This is a genomic window from Kribbella pittospori, assembly GCF_004331465.1.
Classification (GTDB): Bacteria; Actinomycetota; Actinomycetes; order Propionibacteriales; family Kribbellaceae; genus Kribbella; species Kribbella pittospori.
This window is the reverse complement of the sequence record NZ_SJKB01000010.1, coordinates 368,484-380,876: the sequence shown is the minus strand read 5'-3', so window position 1 is coordinate 380,876 and position 12,393 is coordinate 368,484. Positions and strand designations below refer to the sequence as shown.

The 12,393-nt window shown below is 67.4% G+C and carries 10 protein-coding genes; 4 read left to right on the top strand and 6 right to left on the bottom strand.

The features are described from left to right. Positions 1 to 48 precede the first annotated feature (48 nt). Positions 49 to 924 (bottom strand): hypothetical protein, encoded by an 876-nt coding sequence (locus E0H73_RS30655; RefSeq protein WP_131362070.1) that lies wholly within the window; start codon positions 922 to 924, stop codon positions 49 to 51. Between the two features lie 150 nt (positions 925 to 1,074). Between E0H73_RS30655 and E0H73_RS30650 the strand changes: the two genes are divergently transcribed. From E0H73_RS30650 to E0H73_RS30635, 4 genes are all read left to right on the top strand, one after another. Continuing rightward, on the top strand, positions 1,075 to 1,842 hold the full coding sequence (locus E0H73_RS30650; RefSeq protein ID WP_131362069.1) for an SDR family NAD(P)-dependent oxidoreductase: 768 nt from the start codon (positions 1,075 to 1,077) through the stop codon (positions 1,840 to 1,842). A gap of 27 nt (positions 1,843 to 1,869) precedes the next feature. After that, positions 1,870 to 2,874, top strand: coding sequence for a Gfo/Idh/MocA family protein (locus tag E0H73_RS30645; RefSeq protein ID WP_131362068.1), 1,005 nt, complete (start codon positions 1,870 to 1,872; stop codon positions 2,872 to 2,874). 161 nt (positions 2,875 to 3,035) lie between these two features. After that, on the top strand, positions 3,036 to 5,150 hold the full coding sequence (locus tag E0H73_RS30640) for a hypothetical protein (RefSeq protein WP_131362067.1): 2,115 nt from the start codon (positions 3,036 to 3,038) through the stop codon (positions 5,148 to 5,150). A gap of 12 nt (positions 5,151 to 5,162) precedes the next feature. Further along, positions 5,163 to 6,149 carry an NAD-dependent epimerase/dehydratase family protein gene (locus E0H73_RS30635; protein WP_131362066.1) on the top strand — a complete coding sequence of 329 codons (987 nt, stop codon included), beginning with the start codon at positions 5,163 to 5,165 and terminating at the stop codon, positions 6,147 to 6,149. A 163-nt stretch (positions 6,150 to 6,312) separates the two neighbouring features. On the opposite strand, the gene E0H73_RS30630 is transcribed toward E0H73_RS30635, so the two are convergent. Genes E0H73_RS30630 through E0H73_RS30610 form a run of 5 tightly spaced genes read right to left on the bottom strand, consistent with a single transcriptional unit; the run spans position 6,313 to position 12,251 of the window. Next, a complete protein-coding gene (locus E0H73_RS30630; protein ID WP_131362065.1) occupies positions 6,313 to 7,440 on the bottom strand; it encodes a mandelate racemase/muconate lactonizing enzyme family protein in 1,128 nt (375 codons plus the stop codon). Between the two features lie 31 nt (positions 7,441 to 7,471). Beyond that, complete coding sequence (locus E0H73_RS30625) at positions 7,472 to 8,929, bottom strand: sulfatase family protein (protein WP_131362064.1); 1,458 nt, start codon at positions 8,927 to 8,929, stop codon at positions 7,472 to 7,474. Continuing rightward, positions 8,926 to 9,807 carry a carbohydrate ABC transporter permease gene (locus tag E0H73_RS30620; RefSeq protein ID WP_131362063.1) on the bottom strand — a complete coding sequence of 294 codons (882 nt, stop codon included), beginning with the start codon at positions 9,805 to 9,807 and terminating at the stop codon, positions 8,926 to 8,928. Before E0H73_RS30620 ends, E0H73_RS30625 begins: the two co-directional genes overlap by 4 nt. Then, entirely contained in the window at positions 9,804 to 10,784 is a 981-nt protein-coding gene (locus E0H73_RS30615; protein WP_238164381.1) for a carbohydrate ABC transporter permease, read from the bottom strand. Before E0H73_RS30615 ends, E0H73_RS30620 begins: the two co-directional genes overlap by 4 nt. Before the next feature lie 15 nt (positions 10,785 to 10,799). Continuing rightward, entirely contained in the window at positions 10,800 to 12,251 is a 1,452-nt protein-coding gene (locus tag E0H73_RS30610) for an ABC transporter substrate-binding protein (RefSeq protein ID WP_131362062.1), read from the bottom strand. Between the last annotated feature and the right edge of the window lie 142 nt (positions 12,252 to 12,393).

Below are 12,393 nucleotides of genomic sequence, written 5' to 3'. Positions count from 1 at the left end.
CAACACCCCCACCAAACATTTCGGCCAAACCCGAACAGAGGGATGCGGTTACTCCGGCGGGGCTGGTGGGGTGAGGGCTGATTCGAGGTCGGCGGCTGCTGCGTCCAGGTCCTGGGACAGGGTTTCGGCGGTGCTGGAATCGCGGAGGGCTTCCATGCGGAGGCGCGCGGAGCGTACGGCGTCTCGGAGGGTGGTTGCCCGCGCTCGGTCGGAGTCGTCAGGAGCGGAATCCTGGAGGACGGTCAGGCGGTCCTCGGCTGCGGTGACGCGGCTCGCGGCGATGGTCCAGCCGCCGGCGGCCGCTTCGACTGAACCCGTCTGGCGTAGGTCGGGGATCAGCGACCGGGCGAACCACGCCACGTCCTGCTCAGCGGCAGCAAGGTCATCCCGCCAGGCCCGGCGATGCCGGCTTCGCACCAGCAGAGGTATCGCCACGGCGAGCGCAACCAGGAACGCGATCAGCAGCCACCACAGCCAGGACGGCGTATCGGATGCCTCGGCGGACGTGGGCGCAATGGCCGGCGAGGTCGGCGGCGAGGTCGGAGACGCTGGCTCGGACTGGGTCGGCGTGATGGTTTCGGTGCGCGTCTCTGTCTGGGTCGGCGCTGGGGGCGGCGCGTCGGTTTCGGTGCGGGTCACCGTCCGGGTCGGGTCCGGCTGCGTGTCTTCGGAACTGGGAGCCGTGGTTTCAGGGCGTGCCGGCGTCCGAGTGGTCTCGGTCTCCTCCGGACTTGGGGCGGCGGTTTCCGCGCGGGCCGGTGAGCGCGTCGGGCTCGGAACCGTCCCCGTCACTTCCGGCCGCTCGCCGGGTGAGCGCGAAGGCGCGACCGTCGGCGAACCAACGGTGCCACCGTCGCCGCACGAGCCGAGCAGGAGGGCCGCCACGGCCAGAACGACCACTCGCATCACGCGCACCGACGACATCGTGCTCTCCCTCTGTCTCGCAGAGTCACCATCGTCGCGTCGTACGGCGTCCGCGGCATCATCCCGCAGGGGCGAGACGGTCCCTCCTGGAGAAGGGTTTCGGTGGAAGATGTAGGCCAGCAGTCACCGGCATGCCACCGAAGGGACACCATGAACGCCCTGCAGAAGTTCTCACTCGAGGGCAAGGTCGCTCTCGTCACCGGCGGCAGCCGGGGTCTTGGACGCGCTATGGCCGAGGCACTCGGCGATGCCGGTGCCGCGGTAGCAGTCACAGCCCGAACGCTCGCCGCAGCGCAGGCCGCCGCCGACGAACTGAGCGCGCTCGGCATTCGCGCGTACGGCGTTCAGCTCGAGGTGTCCGATGTCGACGACGTCGAACGCGCGGTCGAGCAGGTGAGCACCGAGTTCGGCGAGATCGACGTACTGCTCAACAACGCCGGCATCGGTGTCGCCGGGCGGGCGTTCGAGACGCCCGACTCCGCGTGGCATGAGGTGTTCTCGGTCAACGTCGACGGCATCTGGTACTGCAGTCGTGCGGTCGGGCGCCGGATGGCGGAGCGGGGTGGAGGCACGATCGTCAACGTCGGTTCCATGTCGGCCGAGATCGTCAACCAGCCCCGCTGGCAGGCGTCGTACCTCTCGTCGAAGGCCGCCGTCCATCAGCTGACCAAGGCGCTGGCGGCCGAGTGGGCGCCGCACGGGATTCGCGTGAACGCGATGGCGCCGGGGTACTTCCTCACCGAGATGTCGCCCGTCGACCAGCCGGAGTTCAAGGAGTGGTGCGTCGATCCCGCCGCGATGAAGCGCTACGGGCTGCCGCCGGAATTGGGGCCGGTGGCAATCTTCCTCGCCAGTGACGCGTCCAGCTTCATGACCGGCTCGATCGTGAAGGTCGACGGCGGCTTCACCCTGTTCTGATCCACAACGTTCCCTGAAGGGTCGCTCATGGTCACCATTGGCATCGTCGGCGCCGGGCTGCGCGGGAGGCTGTTCGCCGAGGCACTCGAGGCACAGCCGGACGTCACCGTCGTCGGGCTGACGGAACCCTCGGCCAAGGTGGCCGACGAGGCGAGGGACGCCACCGGCCTGCCCGTCACCGCGTCGCACTTCGAGTTGCTCGAGAAGTTCGATCCGGATGCCGTGATCGTGGCGACCCCTGACTTCGCCCACCGCGAGATTGCCGTCGACGTGGCCGAGGCCGGCAAGCATCTGCTGATCGAGAAGCCTGTTGCCACCACCTCGGACGACGCGCATGCCATTGCTGCGGCGGTTCACCGCGCCGGCGTTCGATGCCTTGTCGGCTTCGAGAACCGTTGGAATCCGCACGTCGTACAGGCGAAAGCGGCGATGGCGTCCGTCGGCGAAGCGATCACGGCATCGGCCACCCTGAGCAACTCGTTCTACGTGCCGACCACCATGCTGTCGTGGGCGAGCCAGTCGTCACCCGCTTGGTTCCTCATGCCGCACACCGTCGACCTTCTCCTGTGGCTCACCGGCAACAAGCCGGAATCGGTGAGTGCGGTGGGATCTCGTGGCGTCCTCGCCAAGCGCGGCATCGACACGTGGGACGTCGTACATGCCCTGCTGACCTTCGACGACGGATCGACCGCGACACTCTCGTCGGCATGGACGCTCCCGGACGCCGGCGACGGCATCGTCGACTTCCGCTTCCAGGTGATCGGCACCGGGGGATCGGTGACCGCGGACCTGTCGCATCAGGGCCTCACCGTCGTCAGCGACAAGTACCGGTCGGCCTGGCCGGTCTCCGGCCGGATCGGCCGATCACAGGTCGGCCCCGCCGTCTGGATGGTCCAGGACTTCGCGGCCGGCCTCGTCGACGGCAGCGACCTCGGCCCGGGCATCGACCACGGCGTACTGGTCACAGACATCATCTGCGCCATCGAGCAGTCCATCACCACCGGCGGGACGGTCAGACCTTTTCAAACGTGAAAGGTGTTCGTGTGGTTGGTGAACGTTCGCCCGCGGCTCGGGGAATTCGATTGCCCCGCACCGGTGACCACGGGCGCGTTGTCCAGTTCCTGACAGCAAGGTGGCGCGCGCGGACCTGATCGGGACAGGGTTGACGGTAGTCGAGGGAACGGGAAGGGCGTATGACCAACCGCAACGCCGACAAGGACCGTGAGGCGACCGGGTTTCAGGAGCAGGCGCCGTACGACGCATCGATCGATCTGCGCACCGATTTCGTGATGGTCTACGGGCTCAACGACAGCACGCCGGAACGCATTGCGCGGTGGCGCGAGGCCGGGTATCGCGTCCATCTGATGACCGGTATTTCGTGGGGCAACTATCAGGACTATCTGGATGGGCGGTGGGACGGCTCCGACCACTGGGCCGACGCGCAGGCCGTGGGCGACGGGTCGCCGATCCTGCACGGCAGCAGCACGGACATCCCGTACATGGTCCCGACGTTCGGCTTCACCGAGTACCTGGTGCAGAAACTGCGCCCGATCATCGAGCTCGGCGTCGAAGGCGTCCATCTCGAAGAGCCGGAGTTCTGGGCCCGCGCCGGTTATTCGGAATCCTTCAAGCGGGAATGGCAGGCGTACTTCGGTGAGCCGTGGCAGCCCCCGCACAGCACGCCCGAAGCGCATTTCCGCGCCGGGCAACTGAAGCAGCACCTGCTGTCCCGCAGCCTCGACCGGGTCACATCCGTACTGCGCGACGAAGCGCTCCAGCAGGGTCGACAGGTCCGCTTCTACGTGCCGACGCACAGCCTCCTGAACTACACCCAGTGGCAGATCATCAGCCCCGAATCACGGCTGCGGACGCTGCCCTCGATCGACGGCGCCATCGCGCAGGTGTGGACAGGCACCTCCCGGACCCCCAACGTGTACGCCGGAAAGGTCGCCGAGCGCACGTTCGAGACGGCGTACCTGGAGTACGGCATCGCGCAGGACCTCACCCGCGGCACCGACCGGCGGATGTGGTTCCTGCACGACCCGATCGAGGATCACCCGGACCGGACCTGGGAGGACTACCTGGCCAACTACCAGCGCACCCTCGTCGCGTCGCTGCTGCATCCGGGCGTCTCGCGGTACGAGGTGGCGCCGTGGCCCAACCGGATCTTCAACCGCCCGTACCTGCGCGAGGGTTCCACCGAACGGCAGCCGATTCCGCCGGACACCGCCACCAGCTACCTGATCGCCATGAACAGCCTGCGCGACCTGGACCAGCCGGACGTGCGGTGGGCTCAGGAAGGACCGCGGATCGGGATCGCGCTGTCGGACACCGCGATGTTCCAGCGCTGGTCGCCCGGCGGTGAGAGTGGACACTACGACGGCTTGCAGGACGCCCTGGCACTTGAGGGCCGCGAGCAGCTGCACTTCTCCGACTTCTACGGCCTGGCGCTGCCACCGTTGTACGACGGGCAGCGGGTCAGCCCGGTCCAGCTCGAGAACGTGATCGACACTCCTGATGCGCTGGACGATGTCGACGTACTCGTCCTGAGCTACGAATTCCAGAAGCCGCTTGCCCCCGGCATCCATTACGCACTGGCCGGATGGGTCAGCCGCGGTGGCAGCCTGCTGTACGTCGGCGACGGCGCCGACCCGTACCACGAGCTCCGCTCTTGGTGGACCGGCCGCTACGACACTTGCGCCGACCACCTGGCCGAGGCGCTCGGCGCGGACCGCAACCGCGACGGTGTCCAGCCGATCGGTCAGGGCCGGGTCCGGTTCCTTCCGTCCCGGCCGGCCGACTTCACCGAATCACCGGATCGCGCCGCCGAACTGGTCGCGGCGATCCGCGAGCTCGCCGAGGCGGGCGGCCTCACCTGGGAGTCCACCAACTGGCTGTCCGTGCAGCGCGGTCCGTACCTGGTCGGCGCCGTACTCGAGGAGGCCGGCGGCTCGCACGTTGTCGAGGGCAAGTATCTCGACCTGCTCGACCCACAACTGGGTATCGTCCGCCAACGAGAGCTCGGCCCAGGCCAACTGACCTGGCTCCGCGACCTCACCTACGACGAAGAACCCCTCCTCGCCTCCGCCGGCCGAGTCATCAACTGGCACCAGGACCACACCACCATCAGCTTCACCTGTCAGGCTCCAAGCGGCGTCCAGGTCACCACCGCCCTCCGCGTCTCCTCCAACCCGACAACCGTCCAAGCCGACGGCACCAAGGTCACGGATTTCCGGTACGACGCCGGCGTCCTGTGGCTGCAGCACGCCGGCATCCCCACCGGCACCCACATCGAGATCAAGTTCTGAGGAGTTGTTCGTATGGCTGCGTTGCGTGTCTTGTTTCTTGGTGGGACCGGGATCATCAGCTCGGCGTGTTCGTGGAAGGCGGTTGGGGCCGGGCACGAGCTCACGGTGGTGAACCGTGGGAAGACCTCTGTGCGGCCGATACCGGCGGAGGTTCGGCAGATCACGGCTGATGTGAATGATCCGGCGGCGTTCGCGGAGGTTGCCGGGCAGGACTTTGATGTGGTGGTGGACTGGGTGGCGTTCACGCCGGATCAGGTGAAGGCTCGCACTGATGCGCTGCGCGGACATGTGGGTCAGTACGTGTTCATCAGCTCCGCCTCGGCGTACCAGACGCCGCCGTCTCGGCTGCCGATCACGGAGTCGACACCGTTGCGGAACCCGTTCTGGCAGTACTCCCGCAACAAGATCGCCTGCGAGGACCTCCTGAACACGCTGTACCGCGACGAGGGTTTCCCGGTCACGATCGTGCGGCCGTCGCACACGTACGACCGCACCCTCGTCCCGTTCGACGGCGGCTGGACCATCGTCGAACGCATGCGTCGCGGCCAACCGGTCGTGGTGCACGGTGACGGCACCTCGCTGTGGACGCTGACGCACCACCGCGACTTCGCCCGCGGCTTCGTCCGGCTGCTCGGCCACCCCCGCACCCTCGGCGAGGCCTTCCAGATCACCTCCGACGACGTCCTGACCTGGGACCAGATCGCCTACGCCCTCGCCGCCGCGGCCGGGACGACAGCACAGATCGTCCACGTCCCTTCCGACGCCATCGCCGCCGTACACCCCTCGTGGGGCGACGGCCTGCTCGGCGACAAGGCCCACGCGGCGGTCTTCGACATGACCAAACTCCGCCGCGTGGCCCCGGACTTCGTCGCCACCATCCCCTTCGAAGCAGGCGCCCGAGAGATCGTCGCCTGGCACGACGAGGACCCGACCCGCCACCGCATCGACCAAGCCATCAACGAAGCTATGGACACCCTCATCACCCGCTACACGCCCTAGCAGTCAGCCGAGGCAGCCGAAGTCGTACACACCCCGTTTCCGGCTCGGTGGTGTACAGACCGACAGGTAGTGCACCTGCGATACACCGTACGCGGGAACGCACTCGCGCTCAGCTGCACGACAGTCGGCCCAACACTTCCTGTCGAGCTGCACGCTGCGAGTCTCACCAGTTCGTGACGGAGCCGTCGGGGCGGTGGAGGCGGGGGATGGTGGCTGTCTCGGGCGGGACTGCCTGGGAGAGGTCGGCGGTGATTCCGAGGCCGGGGGCGTCGGACGCGGTCAGGCGGCCTGGCTCGGCCACGATTGTGGAGGTGAAGGCGCCGAGCGGTGCGGTGGCGCGGTGGGCCTGCTCCTGCACGCTCACGTTCGGCAGCGCGGTGTTGAACTGGGTCGACGCTGCCGTACACAGCGCGCCGATCGAGTTGTGCAGCGCCAGTTGCACGTGGTGCGTCTCGCACAGCGCCGCGATCTTGCGCCCTTCGGTGAGCCCGGTGTGGCCGAGGTCGATCCGGGCGTGGTCGATCAGCTCGTCCTCGACCAGCTGCCGGAACTCCCACTTCGTGCAGAGCTGCTCCCCCGCCGCGATCGGTACGCCGACCCGGCTCCGCAGCGACTTGTACGCCGACAGGTGCTCGCTGCGCAACGGGTCCTCGACGAAGAACGGCCGCAACGGCTCGAGCTCGCGGCACAGCTGCACCGCCTCCGCCAGGTCGAGCCGGGTGTGTACGTCGATCAGCAACTCGACGTCGTCCCCGAGGCCGGCCCGCAGCTCACGCATCAGGTCGACCGACCAGCGGACCGCACGACGAGCGTCGTACTCCGGCTCCTGCGGGTCCCACGCTGTCAGCCGCAAGTGCTTCCACCCCTGACCAGCCAGGTCGGAGGCATGATTGAGTACGTCGTCCATCGACCCACCACGCACGTGCGCGTATGCCGGAACGTAGTCCCGCGACCGCCCGCCGAGCAGCTCATGCACCGGTACGCCGAGCGACTGCCCACGGATGTCCCACAGCGCGATGTCGATCCCGGCCAGCACCGACGCATGATGGCGGTCGGAGGGAAAGAACACCGATCGAAAGCCCAGCTGCCAGATGTGCTCGATCCTGGTCGCGTCGACGCCGACAAGCAACGGGCGCAGGTCCTCCACCAAACCCGCCGCAGCCCGCTCGCGGCCGCGCATCCCCACCTCGCCGAGGCCGGTCAGACCGTCGTCGGTCCTGACCACTGCCACCAGCGCCGGCCAGTCATCGGCGGCCGGCAACGCCACCAGGTCGATCTCCTCGATCTTCATACCCTCACCCCATCACAGCGGGCCAACCAGGTCAGAAGTGGTCTATGCGGGGTTGGGTGCGGTCTTCGGTGCCGACCAATACGTCGATGAGCATTTCCTGCAAGCGGAGTCGCGTGGGTGCGTGGTCGGGGTTGTCCCAGAGGTTGTCCAGTTCTTGCGGGTCGGCCGCCAGGTCGTAGAGCTCGCCGGTTCGCTCGCGGTCCGTGGCGGGCAGGCCGTGATAGACCACGATCTTCCATTGGCCGGTGCGCAGCATGGTGGTGTGTACGGCGGGGTCGTACGGATGGCCGCTGTTGCGGTACTCGCAGAGCGCCCAGCCTCGGGTGACCGCATCCTGCTCGCCACGCGCCAGCGGCAGCAGGCTCGTGCCTTGACCGCGGGCTAGCGCCGGAGCACCGGCTGCTTCGAGGAACGTCGGCGCCAGGTCGATCCACTGCACGAGGTCGGAGCGGCGCTCCCCCGCCGGCAGGTGGCCGGGCCAGCGCACGATCAGCGGAACCCGTACGGCGCAGTCGTACATCATCGGGCCCTTGAGCATCAGCTGGTGGTCGCCGAGCATCTCGCCGTGGTCGCTGGTGAACACCACGATCGTGTTGTCCGCCAGCCCTTCCGCCTCGAGCGCCGCCAGGATCCGGCCGACCTCGTCGTCCACCAGGCTGACCATCGCCCAGTACGCCGCTTTGACCTGCTGCAACTCGTCCTCGCTGTAGGAGAGGTAGCCGCGCGCGTGACCGCCGTACGACTCCTTCGACGCATCGGTCAGGATCGGCGGCTTCCGGTCCAATTCCCCCTCCCGCGTCACCGGTCGCGGCAGCTCGTCCGGCTGGTATCGCTCGAGGTACTCCTTCGGCGCACCAAAGCCGTGGTGCGGGTCGAAGAAGTTGGCGACGAAGCAGAACGGCTTCGACCGGTCCCGCGACGACTGGAGGAAATCGATCGTCTCGTTCCCGATCCACCGGCTGTAGTGCGCCTCGGTCGGCAGGTTGTCGAACCCGTGGCGGTCAGGTGCCTGCGCCTCGGCGTACAGATGCGGGAAGGCCGTCTTCAACCAGCGGTGGTACTGGTTCTCCGACGAGCCCGGGTACGGGTCGTGCGCCCACCGGAAGACGCGGAACCCGTCGTCGTGCCTCGGCTCCAGCCGACCGCCCTTGCACGCCGACAGGTGCAGCTTGCCGACGAGGCCACAGTCATAGCCGTCGTCCGCGAGCGTCTTGGTGAAGAACTGCTCGTGATCGGGCAGTTGGACGCCGTTCGCCCACAATCCGTGCGCATGCGGATATCTCGAGGTCATCAGCGATGCGCGCGACGGCGAGCAGACGGGGTTCTGGACGTAGCAGTTCTCGAACAGGACGCCGTCGGCGGCCAGCCGGTCGAGGTTCGGTGTCCTTACGTGCTCGTTGCCGTAGGCCCCGATCGTGTCGTAGCGCTGCTGGTCGGTGCAGATCAGCAGGATGTTCGGCCGGTCGGTTCGGGTGCTGGGAAGGGTCATGACTTGATGGCTCCTGCGATTCCCTCGACGAAGTAGCGTTGGAGTACGACGAACAGCACGACCACCGGCAGCAGCGAGATCGAGGCGGCCGCGGCCATACCGGACCAGTCGGTCGAATTCTCCCCGACGAACGCCAGCATGCCGACACTCAGTGTGCGCAGGTCCGGCCGCGAGAACGTGAACACCAGCGGCAGGAAGAACGCGTTCCAGGTGCCCAGGAACGTCAGCAGCGTGACGGTGGCGGTGACCGGATTGGCCAACGGCAGCATGATCCGCCCGAAGATGCTGAGGAACCCGGCACCGTCGATGACGGCCGACTCCTCGAGCTCGCGCGGCAACTGCCGGAAGTAGCCGAGGTACAGCAGCACCGACGCCACGTGGGCGCCGCCGGACAGGGCCAGCACCATCCCGGTCAGGGAGTTGAGCAGCCCGAGTCGCTGGGAGACCTCGACCACCGGGATGATCGTGTACCCCGTCGGCACGAACAGCGTGGCGATCAGGATGCCCATCACGATCTTCCGGCCGAAGAACTGGTGCCTGGCCAGGACGTAGCCCGCCATCGCACACCGCAGGACGACCAGCACCACGGTCGTCACCGTCACGATGACGGTGTTGACCAGGTACTTGCCGAATCCGGCGTCACCCCAGGCCCGGCTGTAGTTGCCCCACTCCGCATGCTTCGGCAGCAGGGACAGACCGGACGTGAACACCTCGAGCGGATCCTTCAGCGACGCGCCGAGCATCCACAGGAACGGGTAGATCCAGAGCAGCCCGCCGATCCCGATCACGACGGCCGCTCCCCACCAGGGCAGCCTGCGCAGGATCCGGCCGGGACTCCACCGGTTTCCGCGCGGGCGGTCGATCAGGACGTCCGTCATCGCTCACTCCTCGCCTTGCGCGCGGCCCGGATCCCGAGCAGTTGCAGTACGCCGATCAGTCCGACGAACAACCCGAACACCACAGCGGCGGCCGAGGCGAAGCCCAACTGCGGAACCGTGGCCGCAAAGGCCCACCGGTAGATGTAGATCTCCACTACCTCGGTGGCGTAGAACGGACCGCCGTTGGTCATCGTGAGCATCAGGTCGAAGATCTTCAGCGTGCTCTCCAGCGTCAGCAACGTGATGATCACCGCGAACGGCTTGAGCAGCGGCAGCGTCACGTGCCGGAGCAGGCCCCACGGTCCGGCCCCGTCGATGGCGGCGGCCTCATACACCTCGTCGGGCACCGTCTGCAACGCCGCGAGCCAGTAGATCAACGTGACGCCGAACCACTTCCAGATGTAGACCCCGACCACCGTCCACAACGCCGCCTTCGGGTCGCCCAGGAAGTTGACGCCATCAGCAACGACACCGAGCTTGCGCAGTACGACGTTCACCGGACCGGAGGCCGGGTCGAAGACGAACTGCATCACCACTCCGACGATCGCGGTCGTGGTCACCACCGGCAGGAAGAACGCGGTCCGGAACAACGTCCGCAGCGGCAGCTTCGGCGAGTTGAGCACCAGCGCGAGCAGCAACGTCAGCAGGACCTTCACCGGCACCACCGCGACCATGAACAGCACGGTGATCCTGAACGAGTTCCAGAACAGCGGATCGGCGACCACCGCGCGGTAGTTCGCCAGGCCCACCCAGGTCTTCGCGGCGTCGAAGCCGTTCCACTCGACGAACGAGTACCAGTAGCTCGCGACGACCGGGTAGATGGTGTAGACGCCGTACAGGACGATGGTCGGGGTCAGGAACAGCCACACCCACAGCCGGTTACGGCCGAGCCGCGGGCCTCTGCCGTTCATCGAGGTACGGCGCGCCGAGCCGCTGCGGCGTTCCGGCGGCGCGTCGGGGACAACGGTGACAGCCACAGGTTCTTCCCATCCTCACGACGTCTTGTACTTGTCCCGGCCGTAGTCCTGACCTGGCGTCCAGTTGTCGAACGCCCAGTCGCCGGCCGCGACCTTGACGCCCTTGGCCGCGACCGCCTTGATCGCTCGCTCGCGCTCCGCGGTCAGCTTGCGGTCGAGGTCCGTGAGCGCCTTGCGGGCGTCCGGCAACTGACCGCTCAGCACGCCCTGGACGATCGAGCCCAGGTCCGGCTGGATCTGCTTCATCTCCGCGACCACTTCGCTGATCCCCGGATTGCGGACCTCGGGCGCGGGCCGCAGCCTGATCTGGCGACCGAAGATCGCGGCCGCCGTCTTGTACGTCGGGTGGACGTTCGCCTTGTCCACCAGGGACAGATCGACCGGCATCCCGTCCATCTGCTCGGTCTCGGCGAGCATGACTTCCTTGGTGGTGAACAACTTCAGCAACTCCGCGGCCGCCTCGGGCTGCTTCGACGTGGCCGCGAAGCAGTAGTCGCCGGCCTTCGGCGGGGTGTAGACGAAGATCGGCCGGCCGGCTTCGGACGACGGCATCGAGGTGACGCCGACCTTGTCCACGAACGGCTTGAACTGATCCTTGACCACTCCGATGTTCCATGGGCCGTCGAAGAACAGGCCGGCCACTCCGGTCGACCAGCGCGCCCGCGCCGTCCGCGCGTCCAGCGACGACGAGGCCGGGAAGAGCAGGCCGTCCTTCTTCAGCGAGACGAGGAACTCGATGGCGTGCACGTAGGGGTCGGTCCCGTAGGAGTATTCGCCGGTCCGCGGGTCGGTCGCGCCGGAGCCACCGGCCGCCATGGCCAGGTCGGTCACGTGCTCACCCATCCGCTCCGCGAACTGCAGCGGGGCGATCCAGCCGGAGACGCCGTCGCCGCCGGCCGACTCCATCTTGGCGGCCGCCGCCCGGAACCCGTCCCAGGTGGCGAGGTCGCGGTCCGGGTCCAGCCCGGCCTTCTCAGCAAGTTCCACGTTGTACCAGGTCAGCGTCCCGTACTGCCGGAAACTCACCATCGGCAGCGAGTAGAGCTTGTCGTCGAAGTGCGTGAAGCCGTTCAGGAACGCATCCTGCGGCATCGCGGCGAGGTCTTCCTTGCTGAGCTGGATGGGAGCGATCCAGCCGTCCTTGCGCAACCGGGCCTGCGGCAACTTCACGCCGGCGGTGGTGAAGATGTCCGGAAGTTGCTTGCTCCCGAAGGCCAGCTGCAGCGCCTGGCCCTGCTGGTTCGGGTTGTAGACGGTGTATTCCACGGCGGTTCCGGACGATTTCTGGAAGTCCGCGAACAGCTTCTTGTGCAGATCCTCCCGGGGCTGGAAGTGGTCCCAGACGCGCAGCGACTTCGCGCCGGCGGCCTGACCGCCGCCGCTCGGGGCCGTGCTGCACGCACTCGCGGCGAGCGCGCCGAGCACGCCGCCGGCGGATGCGCCGAGGAACCTTCGTCTGCTGATCATGAGTCCTCCTCGAGGAGCGGTGAGCGGTCGACCGCGGTACAACGTTGTACCAAGAAATGCCGTCAGCTGTACAGAGCCGATCGGAATCCCCGCTGCGGGATGCGGGTCGAGGCGATCTAACGTTGTATCGTTCGGTGCGACG

Excerpts from the sequence above, each read along its gene's own strand:
- E0H73_RS30655 (WP_131362070.1), bottom strand. The coding sequence starts at position 924 with ATGTCGTCGGTGCGCGTGATGCGAGTGGTCGTTCTGGCCGTGGCGGCC.
- E0H73_RS30650 (WP_131362069.1), top strand. The coding sequence starts at position 1,075 with ATGAACGCCCTGCAGAAGTTCTCACTCGAGGGCAAGGTCGCTCTCGTC.
- E0H73_RS30645 (WP_131362068.1), top strand. The coding sequence starts at position 1,870 with ATGGTCACCATTGGCATCGTCGGCGCCGGGCTGCGCGGGAGGCTGTTC.
- E0H73_RS30640 (WP_131362067.1), top strand. The coding sequence starts at position 3,036 with ATGACCAACCGCAACGCCGACAAGGACCGTGAGGCGACCGGGTTTCAG.
- E0H73_RS30635 (WP_131362066.1), top strand. The coding sequence starts at position 5,163 with ATGGCTGCGTTGCGTGTCTTGTTTCTTGGTGGGACCGGGATCATCAGC.
- E0H73_RS30630 (WP_131362065.1), bottom strand. The coding sequence starts at position 7,440 with ATGAAGATCGAGGAGATCGACCTGGTGGCGTTGCCGGCCGCCGATGAC.
- E0H73_RS30625 (WP_131362064.1), bottom strand. The coding sequence starts at position 8,929 with ATGACCCTTCCCAGCACCCGAACCGACCGGCCGAACATCCTGCTGATC.
- E0H73_RS30620 (WP_131362063.1), bottom strand. The coding sequence starts at position 9,807 with ATGACGGACGTCCTGATCGACCGCCCGCGCGGAAACCGGTGGAGTCCC.
- E0H73_RS30610 (WP_131362062.1), bottom strand. The coding sequence starts at position 12,251 with ATGATCAGCAGACGAAGGTTCCTCGGCGCATCCGCCGGCGGCGTGCTC.